18 protein-coding genes, 1 other RNA gene and 1 pseudogene are annotated in these 19,551 nt (G+C 58.0%); 9 read left to right on the top strand and 11 right to left on the bottom strand.

What is annotated here, in order from left to right:
* Positions 1-180: 180 nt before the first annotated feature.
* Both rnpB and rsmI read right to left on the bottom strand, forming a co-directional pair.
* An RNA gene (gene rnpB, locus J3P95_RS05495) (RNase P RNA component class A) lies at positions 181-534 on the bottom strand.
* 73 nt (positions 535-607) lie between these two features.
* On the bottom strand, positions 608-1,462 hold the full coding sequence (rsmI, locus tag J3P95_RS05490) for a 16S rRNA (cytidine(1402)-2'-O)-methyltransferase (protein WP_434561337.1): 855 nt from the start codon (positions 1,460-1,462) through the stop codon (positions 608-610).
* Between the two features lie 247 nt (positions 1,463-1,709).
* On the opposite strand from rsmI, the gene J3P95_RS05485 reads away from it, so the two are divergent.
* From J3P95_RS05485 to J3P95_RS05460, 6 genes and pseudogenes are all read left to right on the top strand, one after another.
* Complete coding sequence (locus tag J3P95_RS05485; protein ID WP_434578377.1) at positions 1,710-3,521, top strand: penicillin-binding protein activator; 1,812 nt, start codon at positions 1,710-1,712, stop codon at positions 3,519-3,521.
* Positions 3,521-3,883, top strand: coding sequence for a YraN family protein (locus J3P95_RS05480; protein WP_434578378.1), 363 nt, complete (start codon positions 3,521-3,523; stop codon positions 3,881-3,883). Before J3P95_RS05485 ends, J3P95_RS05480 begins: the two co-directional genes overlap by 1 nt.
* 100 nt (positions 3,884-3,983) lie before the next feature.
* Positions 3,984-4,577: a phosphoheptose isomerase gene (locus tag J3P95_RS05475; protein ID WP_007928463.1), complete on the top strand. Its 594-nt coding sequence runs from the start codon at positions 3,984-3,986 to the stop codon at positions 4,575-4,577.
* Entirely contained in the window at positions 4,574-5,152 is a 579-nt protein-coding gene (locus J3P95_RS05470; RefSeq protein WP_186638315.1) for a BON domain-containing protein, read from the top strand. The genes J3P95_RS05475 and J3P95_RS05470 overlap by 4 nt, the downstream gene beginning before the upstream one ends.
* A 265-nt stretch (positions 5,153-5,417) precedes the next feature.
* A pseudogene (locus J3P95_RS05465) lies at positions 5,418-6,592 on the top strand (integrase core domain-containing protein).
* 696 nt (positions 6,593-7,288) lie between these two features.
* Complete coding sequence (locus J3P95_RS05460; protein ID WP_434578380.1) at positions 7,289-8,236, top strand: IS110 family transposase; 948 nt, start codon at positions 7,289-7,291, stop codon at positions 8,234-8,236.
* Here the strand turns inward: J3P95_RS05460 and J3P95_RS05455 are convergent.
* From J3P95_RS05455 to rplM, 8 genes are all read right to left on the bottom strand, one after another.
* Positions 8,218-8,442, bottom strand: a complete 225-nt coding sequence (locus J3P95_RS05455) for a hypothetical protein (RefSeq protein WP_434563985.1) — start codon at positions 8,440-8,442, stop codon at positions 8,218-8,220. The genes J3P95_RS05460 and J3P95_RS05455 overlap by 19 nt on opposite strands.
* A gap of 235 nt (positions 8,443-8,677) precedes the next feature.
* Entirely contained in the window at positions 8,678-9,091 is a 414-nt protein-coding gene (locus J3P95_RS05450) for a ClpXP protease specificity-enhancing factor (RefSeq protein WP_186638313.1), read from the bottom strand.
* A gap of 16 nt (positions 9,092-9,107) precedes the next feature.
* Entirely contained in the window at positions 9,108-9,725 is a 618-nt protein-coding gene (locus J3P95_RS05445; protein WP_434561329.1) for a glutathione S-transferase N-terminal domain-containing protein, read from the bottom strand.
* 152 nt (positions 9,726-9,877) lie between these two features.
* Positions 9,878-10,660, bottom strand: coding sequence for a cytochrome c1 (locus tag J3P95_RS05440; RefSeq protein WP_434561327.1), 783 nt, complete (start codon positions 10,658-10,660; stop codon positions 9,878-9,880).
* A complete protein-coding gene (locus tag J3P95_RS05435) occupies positions 10,660-11,871 on the bottom strand; it encodes a cytochrome b (protein ID WP_039591564.1) in 1,212 nt (403 codons plus the stop codon). The genes J3P95_RS05440 and J3P95_RS05435 overlap by 1 nt, the downstream gene beginning before the upstream one ends.
* Positions 11,871-12,464: a ubiquinol-cytochrome c reductase iron-sulfur subunit gene (petA, locus tag J3P95_RS05430; RefSeq protein ID WP_434561325.1), complete on the bottom strand. Its 594-nt coding sequence runs from the start codon at positions 12,462-12,464 to the stop codon at positions 11,871-11,873. The genes J3P95_RS05435 and petA overlap by 1 nt, the downstream gene beginning before the upstream one ends.
* 256 nt (positions 12,465-12,720) lie before the next feature.
* Positions 12,721-13,113 (bottom strand): 30S ribosomal protein S9, encoded by a 393-nt coding sequence (gene rpsI / locus J3P95_RS05425; protein WP_003178188.1) that lies wholly within the window; start codon positions 13,111-13,113, stop codon positions 12,721-12,723.
* Between the two features lie 14 nt (positions 13,114-13,127).
* Positions 13,128-13,556, bottom strand: coding sequence for a 50S ribosomal protein L13 (gene rplM / locus J3P95_RS05420; RefSeq protein WP_003178186.1), 429 nt, complete (start codon positions 13,554-13,556; stop codon positions 13,128-13,130).
* A gap of 245 nt (positions 13,557-13,801) precedes the next feature.
* On the opposite strand from rplM, the gene J3P95_RS05415 reads away from it, so the two are divergent.
* Positions 13,802-14,842: an NADP(H)-dependent aldo-keto reductase gene (locus J3P95_RS05415; RefSeq protein ID WP_434561323.1), complete on the top strand. Its 1,041-nt coding sequence runs from the start codon at positions 13,802-13,804 to the stop codon at positions 14,840-14,842.
* 60 nt (positions 14,843-14,902) lie between these two features.
* On the opposite strand, the gene J3P95_RS05410 is transcribed toward J3P95_RS05415, so the two are convergent.
* Complete coding sequence (locus J3P95_RS05410; RefSeq protein WP_434578382.1) at positions 14,903-16,039, bottom strand: acyl-CoA dehydrogenase family protein; 1,137 nt, start codon at positions 16,037-16,039, stop codon at positions 14,903-14,905.
* A gap of 243 nt (positions 16,040-16,282) precedes the next feature.
* Here J3P95_RS05410 and J3P95_RS05405 point away from each other — a divergent pair, with 243 nt between their 5' ends.
* Positions 16,283-17,179 carry a GlxA family transcriptional regulator gene (locus J3P95_RS05405; protein WP_434581290.1) on the top strand — a complete coding sequence of 299 codons (897 nt, stop codon included), beginning with the start codon at positions 16,283-16,285 and terminating at the stop codon, positions 17,177-17,179.
* Positions 17,180-17,438: 259 nt separating this feature from the next.
* On the top strand, positions 17,439-19,385 hold the full coding sequence (locus J3P95_RS05400; RefSeq protein WP_434581292.1) for a flavin monoamine oxidase family protein: 1,947 nt from the start codon (positions 17,439-17,441) through the stop codon (positions 19,383-19,385).
* Positions 19,386-19,551 lie beyond the last annotated feature (166 nt).

The raw sequence follows: 19,551 nt of genomic DNA, 5'->3' as shown, positions 1-19,551 counted from the left end.
TATAGATCGGAGATTTAGGAGCGTTTCAGGAGGGGTAACAAGAATCTGACGTAGGAAAATTCGCCCGAACTTGAGGAAGCACAGGGGACTGCGCGCACAAGTTAAAGTGATTTATTAAGAGTAAGATTTTTTTGGTATTAGGAACTGCGTCTGCCAGTGATTCCGGCAGGGAGGGAAAAGGTGGAGAGTCGATCTGTAAGCCGGGTTCTGTCTTGAACAGTCATTCGTCTACGATGGCCATCACTGGACATCTTTAGCAACCTACCCGGTCCCAGCGCGGGCCACGCCTTGGGACCCTATTTGGTCTTGCTCCAAGTGGGGTTTACCTAGCCACGAACTGTTGCCAGCCGTGCGGTGCGCTCTTACCGCACCTTTTCACCCTTACCGGCGCCGAAGCGCTTAGGCGGTTATTTTCTGTGGCACTTTCCGTAGGCTCACGCCTCCCAGGCATTACCTGGCACTTCGCCCTATGGAGCCCGGACTTTCCTCCCCCCCCTAATTTTCATAGAGGGCAGCGACTGTCCGATCGACTCTCCGCCGCGAAGGTTAACGGTAGAGCGTTCCAAGAACAAGCGCTAAAAGCCATGGCCAGCCCGGCACCCAGCTTTCACTGGTTCTTCTGTTTTTCCAGTGCGACCTGGTACAGCACATTCTTGCGCTCGCCGGTAATCTGCGCCGCAAGGGCGGCCGCGCGCTTGAGAGGCATTTCCTCGAGCAGCAGGTTGAGGATACGCATCGCTTCGCCACTGACGGCGTCTTCGCTTTCCGGCGGCGTCCAGCCCGCCACCAACACGACGCATTCGCCGCGCTGCTGGTTGCTGTCGCTCTCGACGAACTCACGCAGTTGCGCCAAGGGGAGCCCTTTTAGCGTCTCGAAGGTTTTGGTCAGCTCCCGCGCCAGCAAGGCCTGACGCTCGGGACCGAACACCAGCTCCATATCTTGCAGGCACTCCAGAATGCGGTGCGGCGCCTCATAAAAGATCAGCGTGCGCGGTTCTTCCTTTATAGCTTCCAGGCGCGCTCGCCGCCCCACAGCCTTGGCTGGCAGGAAACCCTCGAAAATAAACCGGTCCGACGGCAAGCCGGCCGCCGACAGCGCCGCGATCAAAGCACAGGCCCCAGGCACCGGCACCACACTTATCCCGGCAGCGCGAGCCTGGCGAACCAGGTGATACCCCGGATCGGAAATCAGCGGCGTACCGGCATCGGAAATCAGCGCCACATTGTCACCGGCCAGCAGACGGGTGATGAAACGACTGCCTTCGTCCCGCTCGTTATGCTCATGACAGGCGGCCAGCGGCGTGGAGATACCAAAATGCTGCAACAGACGTTGGGAATGGCGGGTGTCTTCGGCCGCGATCAGCGCAACGTCCTGCAGGATCTTCAAGGCGCGCGCACTGATATCGTCCAGGTTGCCGATGGGCGTCGCCACCACGTAAAGCGAGCCGGCGGCGGAATTCATAGCACCTGGAGCAGTCAAAACGCATACCTCATGGTCGGTCAAAACCGGCATTGTAGCGCGTAGCGTCGGTCTCGGCTGCTGCGCACCAAGGGCTTGTGCCCGCCACAAGAGTCAACTTCTCGTCTTTTATGCGGTACCACACCCTTTGAACCACCTAAATCATCCGATTCACACCACTAACATCGCGCCCCGGCCAACGCTTGGGTACAATTCGACGCTAATTTGATCTCGTATCAGGAACACTTACATGATCGCTTGCCTGCGGCTGCTCTCCGCCCTCTGCCTCGCTGCCCTCCTGGCGGCCTGCGCCAGCTCGCCCTCGTCCAGCCTTGGCGAACTTCCACGGACCCCGGATGCCAGTATCGAGCAGTTGCTCGAACAGGCCGCCCAAAGTAAAACGCCGGAACAAGCAGCCCTGTTGCGCCTGAGTGCCGCGGACCTGGCCTACCGCCAGGGCAATGCCGGCCAGTCCGCACAGATCCTGCAACAAGTGCCGATGGAACAACTCAAGCCCGGCCAGCAGATCTTTGCCAGCACGCTGTCGGCCGAATTGGCGATGACGCGCAATCAGCCCAAGGCAGCGCTGACTTCGCTGGGCCACCCAAGCCTGCAGCACCTGAGCGAAATGCCGGTGGAACAGCAAGTCCGCACCGGCACCGTCCGCGCTCGCGCCCTTGAGGCCGATGGCCAGACCCTGGCCGCCGCCAAGGAGCGGATCTTCATTGCCCCGCTGCTCGACAACGAAGCCGCAGTAAAAAATCACGAAACCATCTGGACGCTGATCGCCTCGCTGCCCACCGATCAATTGCAACCGACCACCACCGACGACCTCGGCGGCTGGTTGAGCCTGGCCAAGGCCGTGAAAACCGCCGGCACCCTGGAGCAACAACAAGCGGCCATCGACAGCTGGCGCGAGCAGAACTCGAAGCACCCTGCCGCACTGCAATTGCCGACGCCGCTGGTCAAGCTAAAAGCACTGGCGAGCCAGCCGCTGAGCAAGATCGCCGTGCTGCTGCCGCAAACCGGCCCGCTGGCCTCGGTCGCCAAGGCCCTGCGCGAAGGCTTTATGGCAGCTCACTACCAGGTGCAGCAGGCCGGGCAGAAGCCGCCGAGCATCCAGTTCTACGACAGCGCCAGCTTGACGTCGATGGATGACTTCTATCGCAAGGCCCAGGCCGACGGTGTCCAACTGGTCGTCGGCCCGCTGGAAAAACCCTTGGTCAAACAAATCAGCACCCGCCCGCAACTGCCCATCACCACCCTGGCGCTGAACTACAGCGAAGGCGAACAAGGCCCGCCCCAACTGTTCCAGTTCGGCCTGGCTCCAGAAGATGAAGCCCGTGAAGTCTCCCGTCGCGCTCGCGCCGACGGCCTGCATCGCGCCGCCGCCATGGTGCCGAAAGGGGAATGGGGCGATCGCGTATTGAAAGCTTTCAGCCAGGATTGGCAGGCGAACGGCGGAACCATCGTCGCAGTCGAACGCGTCGACCAGCCGGTGCAACTGGCCCAGCAGATCGCCGACATGTTCCAGTTGCGCCAGAGCGAAGGTCGCGCCAAGAGCTTGCAAAGCACCGTGGGCACAACGGTCGCCGCGCAGCCATCGCGTCGCCAGGACATCGAGTTCATCTTCCTCGCATCGACCCCGCAGCAGGCCCAGCAGATCAAGCCGACCCTGAACTTCCAGTACGCCGGCGACGTGCCGGTCTACGCGACGTCCTCTGTATTCAGCGTCAGCGGCGACCAGAATCAGTACAACGACATGAACGGCGTGCGCTTCTGCGAAACGCCTTGGCTGCTCGACGCCAACGACCCGCTGCGCCAGCAGGTCACCGCGCAATGGCCTCAGGCCGGCGGGAGCCTGGGCAGGTTGTATGCGATGGGTGCCGACGCCTATCGCCTCGCTCCGCGCCTGGGCCAGCTCAAGGCGTTGCCAGATAGCCGGATCGAAGGCCTGTCGGGAAGCCTGGCGATATCGCCGACCCAGCGCGTGCAACGTCAGTTGCCCTGGGCGCAATTCGTCAACGGCCAGGTACAGCGGCTGCCGGACACCCAGCGCTGATGCCTGACCGCTCACACCTGCAAAGCGGTAAGGATGCCGAGGGCCAAGCCCTCGCGCATCTTCAGCAACAGGGTCTGCGCCTGCTGGCGCAGAACTGGTTGTGCAAACGCGGCGAGCTGGATCTGGTCATGCTTGACGGCGATACAGTAGTATTCGTCGAAGTCCGCTATAGAAAAAATACCCAATGGGGTGGCGCGCTCGATAGCATCGATGCACGCAAGCGTCAGAAGCTGGTTTTCGCCGCGCAGTATTTCCTGCAACGCGAGCCTCGCTGGGCCGACCATCCCTGCCGCTTCGACGTGGTTGCCATCGACAGCAACGTCGATCAGCTGAACTGGCTACAAAACGCCTTCGACAGTTGAGCGCCCAGCCAAGCCGGACACCTTCACTTAACTTTTTGCTCTTTGCTTTGCGCGCCGCACATGTTTGTGCCGATAAGTCGCGCTACTTAAGGTCACACAGATGGACATGCAATCGCGAATCCGCCAGCTTTTTCAGGCCAGTATCGACACCAAGCAACAGGCGATGGACGTACTTGCACCGCACATCGAGCAAGCGAGCCAAGTGATGGTCAACGCCCTGCTCAACGAAGGCAAAATGCTCTCGTGCGGCAATGGCGGCTCTGCCGGCGACGCGCAGCACTTCTCCTCGGAGCTGCTCAACCGCTTCGAACGCGAACGCCCGAGCCTGCCGGCCATCGCGCTGACAACCGACAGCTCGACGATCACCTCGATCGCCAACGACTACAGCTACAACGAAGTATTCTCCAAACAGATCCGCGCCCTGGGCCAACCCGGCGATGTGCTGCTGGCGATTTCCACCAGCGGCAACTCGGCCAACATTATTCAAGCGATCCAGGCCGCACATGATCGCGAAATGATTGTCGTAGCATTGACCGGTCGCGACGGCGGCGGCATGGCATCGTTGCTGCTGCCTGAAGACGTCGAGATCCGCGTACCGGCCAATGTCACTGCACGTATTCAGGAAGTCCATCTGCTGGCGATCCACTGTCTCTGTGACTTGATCGACAGCCAACTGTTCGGGAGTGAAGAATGACCCCTAATCGCCTAGGCCTATTGGCCCTGACCCTGTGCCTCGGCATCAGCGGCTGCACATCGGTGGTTAATGCCAGCCGGGAAAAGCCGATTGAAGACGACCGCGGCACCCGCACCTTCGGCAGCAAGATCGACGACTCGCTGATCGAAACCAAGGTCGGCGTGAATATCGCCAAGGCCGACCCGGACCTGGACAACAACTCGCACATCGTCGTCACCAGCTTCAACGGCGTCGTGCTGCTGGCCGGCCAGACGCCACGCGCCGACCTCAAGGCCAAGGCCGAACAGGAAGCCAGCGCCGTGCAGCGGGTCAAGACCGTGCATAACGAACTCCAGGTCCTGCCGCCCTCCTCGCTGCTGGCGCGCCAGAATGACGCCTGGCTGACCACCAAGATCAAGACGCAGATGTTGACCGATGCCAGCATTCCTGGTTCGCGCATCAAGGTTGTGACTGAGAACGGTATTGTCTATCTGCTGGGGTTGCTGACCAAGCAGGAAGCGGCACAGGCGACCAACCTGGTGCAGGGTGTGTCTGGGGTGCAGAAGATCGTCAAGTTGTTTGAGTACATTGACTGATATCGAGCTCTGATTCGCTCAAGAAAACGGCGCTTGCTCCGCGATGGAGAGGCGCCGTTTTTTTATGGATACTGGTTGGTGTGTATATCCGTTGCTGCGGTTGCGGCCAGTAATGGTTCCGCTTTTACAGCGGCTCACTTTTAAGAGGCGCAAAAGTAAGCAAAACGCCTTTGCTGGTATGACTCACCCACATGGGTTACAAATCAGTTCAAGCACATAGGTAACAGTTATTAACTGGCATGGTCGATTTCGCGAGGATCTGACCATGCCCTGGAAGAGCTGAAACCTATGGACCTCAAAGTGATGTTCATCGCGGCGTATCTGTCTGAAGAGCACAGCTTTAGCCAGCTGTGTCAGGACTATCAGATCAGCCGAAAGACTTGCTATAAGTGGGTCGAACGCTATCAGCTAGAGGGGCCCAGTGGGCTCGATGAGCGTAGTCGGCGCCGGCACAACCAGACCTATGTGGTGCCGCTGATTGTAAGGCAAGCAATCATTGAGTTTCGCTCTGCTGGCGAAACGGTTCCGGGTCCTAAAAAGATTCAGAACGATCTGATGAAACGCTTTCCCGGGCAGGATCCGCCTTCGAAAACGACCATCTACAACATCCTTAAGGCAGCGGACCTGATCACGTCTCGACCGTTGCGCCAGCGTGTCGCTGTCTATCCCAAGCCTTTGCGTAAGGCAGAATCGCCTAATCAACTCTTCAGCGCAGATTACAAAGGCCAATTCCTCACCGGAGCGGGTGTCTGGTGTTATCCGCTGACGATCATGGACCATGCCAGTCGCTTCTTGCTTGCCTGCGAGAGCATGGCTAACACCAATCTCAAGGAGACCCAGCAAACCTTCGAGCGCGTCTTTCGGGAGTATGGGATGCCTGAGCGCATCCGAACCGATAATGGCGTGCCGTTTGCGAGCACGGGGCGTGCGGGGTTGTCGCAGTTATCGATCTGGTGGCTACGCCTTGGGATTATTCCTGAGCGAATTGAGCCCGGTCGACCAGATCAAAATGGACGTCATGAGCGTATGCACCGGACATTGAAGAGTACGTTTCCCAAACCGCCGGCCATTGCCTGGGAGGCTCAGCAAAAACACTTTGATCGATTTATGCAGCACTACAATCACGAGCGGGGACACGAGGCACTCGGCCAGAAAACCCCGGCGTCCTGCTATACCCCCTCAACCCGAGCTTACCCGGAGAAACTACCGGAAATGGGGTATGCGAGCCATGTTGAGTGTTACCTGGCCGATGGTAGCGGAATCATTAATCGAGATGGTCTGCGGATATATGTGGGGAACCTGCTCAGGCATCAAACCATTGGAATGGAGATGATCAAAGACGGGGTATGGAATGTTATCTTCGGTCCGGTGATCCTAGGTCACGTCAATGCCCGGGACGCAAAAAACGGCTATGTTTCAATCAAAGTGTCACCTATGTGAATGCACTTTTTTGTAACCCATGTGGTTGTTCCGTACATTGCCCCACCACTCGGTGCCTCGCCTGGGCTCGGCATGCCCTCACTCCGGCATTGCTCCGTGGGCCCGCCGCGAAGGGCCGTCCCTGGCCCAGCGCGGCTATCCCGGCATCCATGCCGGGATGCCCACTCCACCAATGCCTGCGTTCGGCCAGCGTGGTTAACGGGGCGCCCGAAATCAACGTCCACCACGAGGCGGCCTGAAGCCGACCTGGTTTCGGTGGGACCGCGTTACTTCCTGTGGGGAGCGGGCTTGCCCGCGAAGAGGCCAGCACATCCAGCACCTTCATCCACTGACACTCAGCCTTCGCGAGCAAGCTCGCTCCCACAGTGGATCTTCAGGGAACATAAAACTCATGTGCACCACAGATCTCCTGTGGGAGCGAGCTTGCTCGCGAAGAGGCCACCACATCCAGCATCTTCATCGACTGACACTCCGCCTTCGCGAGCAGGCTCGCTTGTATGGTAGGACTTGAAGGGAGGAGGAGGGACAAGGCTCGATTCTGACTGTTGACGCAGTACAGACCGTGGGAGATTTCGCCCCTCCTCCTTTCACCTAAGCGCCGATAAAGAATGCATCTGGCTAGACCGACGATAGGAACAAGCCTGCGCCTCTGGGTGAGCCCTTCAAGTGCTCAAACCTTATCTCGGAGGAAATCCTATGGCAATGCCGGTCTCTTTATCAAAACCGATCGTGGGTGTGGATGTCGCCAAGAATGAATTGGTGATTTATCAGGCCGATAGCGATCTGCTTGAAGAGATCCCTAATACCAAAACATCCATCAAGCAGTGGCTGAAGGCCTTGCCATGCCCCGTGTCTATTGCCATTGAGGCAACCAACATCTACCACCTGGAGTTTGCTGATCTGGCCTATGAGGCCGGTTGCACGATTTACATGGTGGGCGGCTATGAACTCAAACATTACCGCGAAGGCGTGAAGATCCGCGCTAAAACCGACGCCTTGGACGCCAGGCTGCTGGCCCGTTACCTGAAAAACGAAGCCGAGGAGTTGCGCCCATGGACCCCGCCCTCACCGCTGTACCGCCAGCTCCTGAGCCTTTTCCGCCGTCGCGCAGCCTTGGTCCAGGCCAGGGTCGGCCTAGTGCAGAGCTGGTCGAATGAGCCGCTGCTCAAGGCGGCTTTTGCCGAACAAATAAAGTCCATGCAGCGGCTTGAAACGATGATCGAAAAGACGATCAACGATCAGCTCAAAGAAGCCGGTTTGCTCGGTCAACTGAAGCGCTGCCTGAAAGTTGAGGGCATTGGATTTCTAACCGGAGCACGCTTGCTCACGGCGTTTCAGCGGGGGGAATTTAGCAACGCGGATGCGTTTATCGCCTTTCTGGGCATGGATCTGCGGGTATCGAAATCTGGGCAAAAGGACGGTCGCCGCAGCTTGACCAAGCGCGGAGACCCCGAAGCCCGCCGGCTTTTGCACAATGCAGCGATGTCGGCTAGCCGTACAAAAGCCTGGAAACGGTTTTACGAAGCCCAAAGAGCTCGAGGCTTCAGCACCACTCAGGCGTTGGTAATGCTGGCTCGCAAGCTTGCTCGGGTGGTATTCGCCTTGCTGAAAGGGCAAAGCGAATATCAGCCAAAAGCCAGTTGAGGGCTTTCCCTCAACCATAGAATCTCCCACAGGGGGAACGCGGTCAGCAAGAAACAGGCCGGCTTTAAGGCCGCCTCGCGGTGGACGTTGACCTCGGGCGCCCCGTTAACCACGCTGGCCGAACGCAGGCATTGCGCAGTGGGCACCTCGGCATGGATGCCGAGGTAGCCGCGCTGGGCCAGGGACGGCCCTTCGCGGCGGCCCACGGAGCAATGCCGGAGTGAGGGCACACCGAGCCCAGGCGAGGTGCCGAGTGGTGGGGCAAAGGCGCTTTGCTTACTTTCGCGCCCTTCGAAAGTGAGTCGCTGTAAAAGCGAAACCATTAGCAGCCATAACCGCAGCAACGGATATACACACCACCCAACCCCACAAAAAAATGCCCGCATCTCACTACACGGGCATTTTTCTCAACCAATTAACCAAGCCTTCACACAGACCCGATCACTTCACCACCTTCAAACTCGGCCGCCCGCTAGGACGCGGCGGTTCGTCATCCGGTGGTGGCAGGTCATCATCCGCCTCGAACTCTTCCTCGCCGTCCAACGGCACTTCCAGCTCGAACACCATGCCCTGGCCATTCTCCCGGGCATAGATCCCCAGGATCGAGGCAATCGGCACGTACAGCGTATGCGGCACGCCACCGAAGCGCCCTTCGAAGCTGACCGCATCGTTGTCCATGTGCAAATGCCGCACAGCGGCCGGCGATACGTTCAGGACAATTTGTCCGTCATTGGCGAAACCCTGCGGCACCTGGACCGATGGATACTCGGCATTGACCAGCATGTGCGGGGTGCAATCGTTGTCCACAATCCACTCGTAGAGCGCGCGGACCAGATAAGGTCGACTGGAGTTCATAGCGGCTCCCTAAGCCTTAGCGCATGTCGCGTTCGGCACCAGACAGACTCGCCTGGAAAGCCTCACGCGCAAATTGGCGCTCCATATAATCAAGCAGCGGCTTGGCTGGCCGCGGCAGTTCGATACCCAGGATCGGCAAACGCCAGAGTATGGGCAATAGGCAGCAATCCACCAGACTTTGTTCCTCACTCAGAAAGAACGGCTTGTCGACGAACAGCGGCGACACGCCCGTCAGGCTTTCTCGCAACTCCTTACGCGCCACCACCCGCGCCGGCTCCTTGGCCCGCGGATCCAGGATCAGATCCACCAACCCGCACCAGTCACGCTGGATACGATGGATGAGCAAACGACTGTTGGCACGCGCGACTGGGTATACCGGCAGCAAAGGCGGATGCGGATAACGCTCATCCAAATATTCCATCACCACCGTCGACTCCCATAACGCCAGGTCACGATCGACCAGCGTGGGCAGGCTGCCGTAAGGGTTCACCTCAATCAGCTTCGGCGGCTGACGGCCCGCTTCAACGTAAATGATCTCGGCGCTGACACCCTTCTCTGCAAGTACGATGCGTACCCGGTGGGAATAGTGGTCGGCGGGGTCGGAGTAACAGGCCAACCGATTGGTCACGCCCATGGCGATCCTCCTCGCTTGTTGAAATTATCGAAAAACGGAAAAACGAGCGCGCCCAGAGGGCGCCTCCCGTAACCACCTGATCAACCAGGCTCGTTACACCTTCAGAGACGCCCTTGGGCGCGCACGATTAACAGCAACGGCTTACAGCTTTATCAATGCACGTCTTTCCAGTATTCACGCTTGAGCAGATAGGCGAAGACGAAGAAGAACGCCAGGTACAGCAATACATACGTACCGATGCGCTGATGCTCCAGCTTCACCGGGTTGGCCGAGTAGGCCAGGAAAGTCACCAGGTTCTTGACCTTTTCGTCGAACTGCTCAGGCGTCAGGCTGCCGGAGTTCGGCACGATGGTCAGCTGGTCGCAGGCTTCATGGGTCAAAGCGGTGCCGGTCAGCGGATCATATTGCTTCTTGCCGTCTTCGACGATCTGAACCTGCTTGCAGCCTACCACTTGCCGACCCTGCAGGCCGACCAGAACGTTCGGCATGCCGACGTTCGGGAAGACTTTGTTGTTCACGCCCCATGGACGCGCAGGGTCTTCATAGAACGAACGCAGGTAGCCGTAGAGCCAATCGGTACCCCGCACCCGTGCTACCAGGGTCAGGTCCGGTGGTGCAGCGCCGAACCAGGTCTTGGCGTCGGACGGCTGCATGCCGATGTTCATGTGGTCGCCCAGCTTGGCGCCGGTGAACACCAGCTTCTCGAGCATCATCTCGTGAGGGATACCCAGGTCATCGGCCACGCGCTCGTAGCGCTGGAACTTGGCACTGTGGCAACCCATGCAATAGTTGGCGAACGTACGGGCGCCGTCTTGCATGGCTGCTTTATCGGAAACGTCGATGTCGACTTTTTCCAGTTCCGGCCCACTTGAGGTAGACGCGAAGGACAGTACAGGCAGAGCAGCAAGAATCAGTACAGAAAATAGCTTTTTCATCAGCCAGTCACCCTTTCCGGAACCGGTTTGGTCTTCTCGAGCCTGGTGTAGAAAGGCATCAGAATGAAGTAGGCGAAGTACAGGAAGGTGCAGACCTGCGACAGCAGCGTCCGACCCGGGGTCGGCGCCAGTACGCCCAGCACGCCCAGGATCACGAACGAGATGCAGAACACCCAGAGCCAGATCTTGCTCAGCCAACCCTTGTAGCGCATCGACTTGACGGGACTGCGGTCCAGCCATGGCAGGACGAACAGCACGGCAATGGCAGCGCCCATGGCGATGACGCCCAGCAGCTTGTCCGGAACCGCCCGCAGGATCGCGTAGAACGGTGTGAAGTACCAGACCGGCGCAATATGCTCAGGCGTCTTGAAGGCGTTCGCCTGCTCGAAGTTCGGCTTCTCGAGGAAGTAACCGCCCATCTCAGGGAAGAAGAACACGATGGAGCAGAAGATGAACAGGAAGACCACGACGCCGACGATGTCTTTCACGGTGTAGTACGGGTGGAAGGCGATGCCATCCAGCGGTACGCCGTTCTCGTCCTTGTGCTTCTTGATGTCCACGCCGTCCGGGTTGTTCGAACCGACTTCATGCAGCGCCAGGATATGCAGCACCACCAGACCGAGGATCACGATCGGCAGGGCCACGACATGCAGGGCGAAGAAGCGGTTCAGGGTAATGCCCGAGATCAGGTAGTCACCGCGGATCCACTGGGTCAGGTCGTCACCGATGACCGGGATGGCACCGAACAGCGAAATGATCACCTGGGCGCCCCAGTAGGACATCTGGCCCCACGGCAGCAGGTAGCCCATGAAGGCTTCGGCCATCAGCGCCAGGTAGATCAGCATGCCGAAGACCCAGACCAGCTCTCGCGGCTTCTGGTACGAACCGTAGAGCAGGCCACGGAACATGTGCAGATAGACCACGATGAAGAACGCTGAAGCGCCGGTGGAGTGCAGCAGACGCAGGATCGAGCCGTACTCGACGTCGCGCATGATGTACTCGACGGACGCAAACGCCTCTTCCGCCGACGGGGTGTAGCTCATGGTCAGCCAGACACCGGTGACGATCTGGTTGACCAGAACGAGCAATGCCAGGGAGCCAAAGAAGTAGAAGAAGTTGAAGTTCTTCGGAGCGTAGTACTTGCTGAGATGGTCTTCCCACATCTTGGTCGCGGGAAAGCGCGCATCAACCCAGTCCATTAGTTTGCTCATCACGCTTTCTCCGTATCGACGCCAACGACAATGATGTCGTCGGTCTCATAGGAATGCGGGGGAACCGGCAGGTTCAAAGGTGCAGGCTGCGATTTGTAGACGCGACCGGCCAGGTCATAGTGGGAGCCGTGGCAAGGGCAGAAATAACCGCCGACCCAGTCCTTGCCCAAGTCGACAGGCGCGACTTCGGGACGGAACGTTGGCGAGCAGCCCAAGTGAGTGCAGAGGCCAACCAGAAGCAGGATCTCCGGCTTGATCGAGCGCGTCTCGGGGTTGACATATTCCGGTTGGACCGAGTTCTTGGAAGAGGGATCGGACAGCTGGCCCTCGATCTTTTTCAGATTCCCCAGAATCTCCTCTGTACGGCGGACGATGAACACCGGCTGACCGCGCCACTCAGCAATCATCTGCTGCCCTGGCTCGATCTTGCTGATATTCACTTTCACCGGTGCACCTGCAGCTTTCGCCTTGGCACTGGGAAACCATGACCCCACGAACGGGACCACGGCCCCCACCGCTCCTGCAGCACCCACCACGGATGTGGCTGCTACCAGGAAGCGACGCCGGCCTGCATTCACGCCGTCATTGCTCATTCAGTCCTCTCCCATCAGCTTTGTGGCCTGTTAGATCAGGCGTCTACTAAGTAAAAATCTGAACTTATAAAAATTTTGCCGAATGGTAATGAAAACCCCCAATTCTGACAAGGTAATTACCAAGCGGCCAAACCGCCAAGCCTTGTAGTATAGGGGCTCTACGAATGTGGCAAGTTGTCACAGAGCAATTATTTTGCCCATAAAAAAACGCCCAGCTCCGTGAGGAACTGGGCGCCTTTTGAACGCGGAAGCGAAATTAACGCTTCGAGTACTGCGGACGCTTACGCGCTTTACGCAGACCGACTTTCTTACGTTCAACTTCGCGAGCATCGCGAGTTACGAAGCCGGCTTTGCGCAGAGCACCACGCAGAGTCTCGTCGTAATCCATCAGGGCGCGAGTGATGCCGTGGCGGATTGCGCCAGCTTGACCACTTACACCACCACCGATAACGGTGACGTAGATGTCGAATTTTTCGACGGTCTCGGTCAGTTCCAGCGGCTGACGAACTACCATGCGGGCAGTTTCGCGGCCGAAGAAGTTATCCAGGGTGCGGTTGTTGATGGAGATGTTACCAGTGCCCGGACGCAGGAAGACGCGTGCGGTTGCGGTCTTGCGACGGCCAGTGCCGTAATTTTGAGTCGCCGACATAATGAACTATTCCGTTAAAACTTCAGTTCTTGGGGCTGCTGAGCAGTATGAGGGTGAGCAGCGCCCGCATAAACCTTCAGCTTACGATACATGTCGCGACCCAGTGGGTTTTTAGGCAGCATGCCTTTAACCGCGGTCTCGAGCACGCGCTCAGGGGCTTTGGCGATCAGCTTTTCGAAGTTGATCGACTTGATGCCGCCAGGAAAACCGGAGTGGGAGTAGTACATTTTGTCAGTGGTTTTAGCGCCAGTAACACGTACTTGCTCGGCATTGATCACGACGATGTAGTCACCGGTGTCAACGTGAGGGGTGTACTCAGGCTTGTGCTTGCCACGCAGACGGCTCGCGATTTCGGTGGCCAGACGACCCAGGGTCTGACCAGCAGCGTCGACGACAAACCAGTCGCGCTTTACTGTTTCCGGTTTAGCAGTAAAAGTTTTCATTCTTTATAGCCTCAGGGGCCGCCCTGTAAATTAGACGGCGGATCTTACTGAATAGTGCGTACTTTGACAAGTCAAAGGCAGCCGGATACAGACGCTTTCGGGGGCTCGGGTCGGCGCGTCCGTTCAACGGCAAGATTCTTCGGCGGCGGCGCATCACTTCCACTGCAGAAAGAGGTGCGCAATTATGCAGATTGCGAAAAATATTTCAACCTGCTTTTATGATTGTTTTGCCCAAGGAGTCCCCGATGGATTATCGCAAGCTAGGCCGTACCGATCTGAATGTCAGCGCCTTGTGCCTCGGAACCATGACCTGGGGCGAGCAGAACAGCGAGGCAGAGGCGTTCGCCCAGATTGAACGCGCCAAGGGTGCCGGGATCAACTTCCTCGACACCGCCGAGATGTACCCCGTGCCGCCCAAGGCCGAGACCTACGCCACCACCGAGCGTTACATCGGCAACTATTTCAAGAGCCGCGGCGACCGTGCCGACTGGGTCCTGGCGAGCAAGATCGCCGGCCCCGGCAACACCATCGACTACATCCGCGACAAGAACCTCAAGCACAACCGCCGCCATATCGTCGAAGCGCTGGACGCCAGTCTCGAGCGCCTGCAGACCGACTGGATCGATCTCTACCAACTGCACTGGCCGGAGCGCAGCACCAATTTCTTCGGACAACTGGGCTACACCCATAAGGCCGACGAAGATTTTACCCCGTTGGAAGAAACCCTCGAAGCCCTGGACGAGCAGGTCCGCGCCGGCAAGATCCGCCACATCGGCCTGTCCAACGAAACACCGTGGGGCACCATGAAATTCCTCGCCCTGGCCGAAGCCCGCGGCTGGCCCCGCGCAGTGTCAATCCAGAATCCGTACAACCTGCTCAACCGCAGCTTCGAGATCGGCCTGGCGGAAATCGCTATTCGCGAACAGTGTGGCCTGCTGGCCTATTCGCCCCTGGCGTTCGGCTTCCTGTCAGGCAAATACGAAGGCGGCGCGCGGCCGGCCAAGGGCCGCCTGACGCTCTACAGCCGCTTCATGCGCTACTTCAACCCGCAATCGGAAGCAGCCTGCAGCCGCTATGTGGCGCTGGCTCGCGAGCATGGCCTGGATCCGGCGCAGATGGCCTTGGCATTCGTTACCCAACAGCCGTTCGTGACCAGCAACATCATTGGCGCCACGACACTGGAACAACTGGACAGCAACATCGCCAGCTTCGACCTGAAACTGTCTGACGAAGTGCTGGCGGGGATCGAGGCGATCCACAAGGATCATCCGAATCCCGCGCCATAACCCCAAGCGGAACGTCCCTTGCACCGATCCCACGCCGAGCGTGGGATCGGTCACGCTGCATCACAGCGACCGCGCAATGATCTCCTTCATGATTTCGTTGGTCCCGGCATAGATCCGCTGCACCCGCGCATCGGCCCATGCCCGGGCAACCGGGTATTCCCACATGAAGCCGTAGCCGCCATGCAACTGCACGCATTCGTCGAGCACCTTGCATTGCAGGTCGGTGCCCCAGTATTTCGCCATCGCCGCGGTCGGCACGTCGAGCTTGCCTTGCAGGTGCAGTTCCAGGCAGCGATCGACAAAGACCCGGCCGATCTGGATCTCGGTGGCCATTTCCGCCAGTTTGAAACGGGTATTCTGGAAATCCGCGATGGATTTACCGAACGCCTTGCGATCACGGGTGTAGTCCAGCGTCCACTGCAGCGCTGCTTCGGCCGACGCCAGGCCACCGATGGCGACGGTCAGGCGCTCCTGGGGCAACTCTTGCATCAGGTAGGCAAACCCCATTCCCGCCTGCCCCAATAGATTTTCCTTCGGTACGCGGACATCCTGGAAGAACAGTTCGGAGGTGTCCTGGGCCTTCATGCCGACTTTTTCCAGGCGCTTGCCTTTCTCGAAGCCGGGCGTGCCCGCCTCCACGAGGAACAGGCTGGTGCCCTTGGCCCCCGCTTTCGGGTCGGTCTTGGCGACGACAATGACCAGGTCAGCCAGGAAGCCATTAGTGATGAACGTTTTGGAGCCGTTGATGACATATTCATCGCCATCCAGCACCGCCGAGGTCTTTACACCTTGCAAGTCAGAGCCCGCGCCTGGCTCGGTCATGGCGATAGCCGTGACCATTTCGCCAGACACCAGTTTTGGCAGGTATTTGTGCTTCAGCGCCTCGCTTCCGTAATGCAGGATGTACGGCGCGACGATATCGGAGTGCAGCGAGAAGCCGATCCCGGTCAGCCCCAGGCGCCCGATTTCCTCGATCACCACCGTACTGTAGAGAAAGTCCGCGTCCAGTCCACCGTAGGCCTGCGGCAGATGCGAGCAGAGCATCCCGGCCTCCCCCGCCTTGTTCCACAGCTGACGGTCGATGTGCCCCTGCTTTTCCCACTGACTGTGGTACGGCACCGCTTCTTTTTCAAGAAAGCTTCGTACCGTGTCTCGAAACAGTTCGTGCTCGGGACTGAACAGGGTTCTTGGGATCATGGGGCACCTATGGTTATTGTTCGATGGGCTATCCAAAAGAGCCTAAGCCTGCGGCTCGCAACAGGACACTGGACACATCCGACAAAAAATAAGACGATCCAGCCGTTTGGTGACCACTATCCCCTATAAAAATAAAGATCAATTATGTCCATGCACGTCTCCACGCCCTTGCGGCGCGTCAGCATCCTGGCATCCGACCGGGTTTTCGCTTCTACTCTCATGCAGGCCAAGGATTTTTTCCACCTGGCCAGCCTGCGTTATGGCAAACAACTGGGCCACGGCCTGACGCCGGCATTCGAAACCCGGCTGGTCAGCCCCGATGGCAAACCGGTGAACAGCTTCAGCGATGTGATCATGCCGGTGGACGGTGGCCTGGAAAATACCGACGTCATCATCCTGCCGGCCTTTTGGGATGACTTCGCTGGCCTCTGCCAACGTTATCCCCAGGTCTTGCCCTGGCTGCGCGAACAACACGCTCGCGGCGCAGTACTCTGCGGCGAAGCCACTGGGGTGTTCTGGCTGGCCGAGGCTGGGCTGCTCGATGGCAAGGAAGCCACCACCTACTGGCGTTTCTTCAATGCCTTCAAGGAACGCTTCCCCCAGGTGCACCTGAACCAGGACAAGCATCTGACCGACGCCGACAACCTGTTCTGCGCCGGCGGCACCACGTCGGCGTGCGACCTTTACATCTATCTGATCGAACGCTTCTGCGGCGCCAACATCGCCCAGGCCGTGGCACGGGATATCCTCTATGAAGTGCAGCGCAGCTATTCGCCCGGACGCATCGGCTTCGGCGGGCAGAAACTGCACCAGGACGTGATCATCCTGCAGATCCAGCAATGGCTCGAAGAGCACTTCGCCGACAAGTTCCGCTTCGAGGACGTCGCCCGCGAGCATGGCATGAGCATCCGCAATTTCATGCGCCGCTTCCAGACCGCCACGGGCGACAAGCCATTGCACTACTTGCAACGGCTGCGGATCGAAACCGCCAAGGGCCTGCTGTCCGGCAGCCGCAAGAGCATCAAGACCATCAGCTACGAAGTCGGCTACGACGATGCGAGCTTTTTCGCACGGTTGTTCCGACAGCATACCGACCTGTCACCGAACCAGTATCGGCAGCAGTTTCAGCAGGCGGCGTAGGTGGAAGGGCTTGGCACCGATCCACTGTGGGAGCTTGCTCGCGATGGCGGTGGTTCAGCAGCATGGACGTTGGCTGGCAGGACGCTATCGCGAGCAAGCTCGCTCCCACAATGTGTGCATGGAAAGGTCGCACCCTCTTGCACATTCCTACATAAAAAGCGGAATGCAGAGCGCCCCAGCGCTGGATTTCGCTCACATACACCACCGCATGAACGCCGCACCATCGCTCCCTGAACAACATCATCAGGGAAGAGCAACAATGACTATCGGATCAAGCTACAACTACCCCGCCTCCGCCGCCAAGGAAGTCGCTCGAACCAAGCGCTCGGCTGGCAACAAATGGGCGGTTCGCTTTCCAAACCCACCCGATTTGTGCTTCGACTATAGGGCGTTGGTCGAGCAGAAAAATGGCATCGCCAAGGCCACTGATCCACAACACAGAATTTGCATCATAGGCGCCGGCATCACCGGATTGACTGCCGCCAGAGAGCTTTATCGTTGCGGATTCACCCATATAACCTTAATAGAGCAATCCAAGCGCATAGGCGGCAGGCACCTGACCGTACCCGGAAGCAAACACTCCACCGCGAGCCATACCCCCTTTGAGATGGGCGCGATGCGCATGCCTTTCTTTAACCGGACGGGTGAGCCGCCGACAGAAGGGCGGTCGATGTTGGCTTATTACGCAAAAACGTTTGATTTATCGACTTCGGACTTCGCCAATCCAGGAAGCCAATGGGTCCGCTCGACGGGTATTTACCTGCGCGAGGGCAGCATTGGCGGCGAATCGACTCCGCAAATGCAAATCTGGAAAAATGACGACGGCCATACACCACCTCCCGGCAGAGAATTGCAAAAGGTCTATTCCAAGTGGAAAACCTTTGCCGACCGTATGACTCGACACGTCGCGGAGGTTTACGCCAGCGATGGGTGGGAAACCATGTGGGCCGCTATTGTTTCAAGATACGAGAGCGTTTCGTTTCGCGACTTGGTGACTATGCCGGCCTTAAAAACCTGGAATGAACGCTCACCGGGGGACTTTGGCGGGATGGGAATGTCCCTGGAAGAGTCCGCGATTTTCTATGCGATTGGCATAGGCGATGGTAGCTGGGGTGCCTTCTATGACGTCTGCTCGCTTTATCCCCTGCGTACCGCTATCTTCGGATTCAGCAGCCACCTGCAGCTGATTCATGGTCGGGTGGATTCGACGGGGGACCCGCTCGCTTCGCCCTACCTGCATAGCGAAGCCGTGTTTGACTCGAAGGGCCTGATTTTCGACAGCCCCCGCTACATCGGGCTAGGGGCGTTGAACGAGTGCCTGTTATTCATGAAAACCGATGAAACTCGAAAGTCTTTTTATGAACACTGCCTCGAAGGAAACGACGGTCTGCTTACAGATTCATCCGTAACAAAACTGGTAAAACTGGCGAACCAAAAGACGCGCGTCCACTTCGACTGGAAATACAGCCAGCCCGAACAGACCCAACACCGTTTCGAGGATTTCGACTCAGTCATCATGACGCTGCCCTCGTGGCTGATTGAAACTCGTATCGAGCTTGAAAACTTCACCCCGAAAATGCTCCCCTTCGAGACAATCAATGCCTATAAAACAGCTCATTGGGAGACCAGTTGCAAGGTCTTTGCGCCATTGAAAAAGTCATTCCTTTCGAAAAACAGCAAAATTCCACAGGCCATCGTCACCGACAGCTTCATTCACGACGTCTACACCTATCGCTACAACGACCACTACAGCTATGACTGCATTCTGCTGAGCTATACGTGGGAAGACGATGCCACCAAACTCGCGTCATTCAGCGACAAGGAGCTTATCAGCAAGTGCGCCAGGGAGCTGGATCGAATACTCATGAAATGTACCAATATCCAAGAGAGGATTTCGCCCTACATCGGACTCGACCAAGCCGTGGTCCAACGGTGGATAACCGATAAAAACTCGCTGGGTTGTGCAAAGTTATACCGACCAGGTACCTACTGCGACGCTGTGAGCCTGATGAAGTACAACAGGGATTTTGGCCATCATTCGGGCCTGTATTTTTCCGGAGAATCGTTTTCCGTGGACGCTGGTTGGACAGAACCTTGCTTTCGAGGCGCCGTCGATGCCGTCATCCACATCTGCGACAAAACCGCTGCGATCTTCAATGGCGGATTCTCCCTGAACGACTACCCGCACTATAAGCTTGGAACCTGATCCTGGTCCGCTTAGCGCCATGCACGTTTGTGCATGGCGCTGCCGATTCACCAATCCTTTCAATTATCGTCTTCAGAAGCTGCCTACAACCTGTACGGAAACGGCCGACTTACATCCCTGCCTGTTTAGCCTCTCATATACACGCCATTACACAGCGTGAATAACA

It is taken from the genome of Pseudomonas sp. Z5-35 (assembly GCF_051131945.1).
Lineage (GTDB): Bacteria > Pseudomonadota > Gammaproteobacteria > Pseudomonadales > Pseudomonadaceae > Aquipseudomonas > Aquipseudomonas marvdashtae.
The sequence above is the reverse complement of the archived record's forward strand: the minus strand, read 5'-3'. Positions and strand labels throughout refer to the sequence as shown.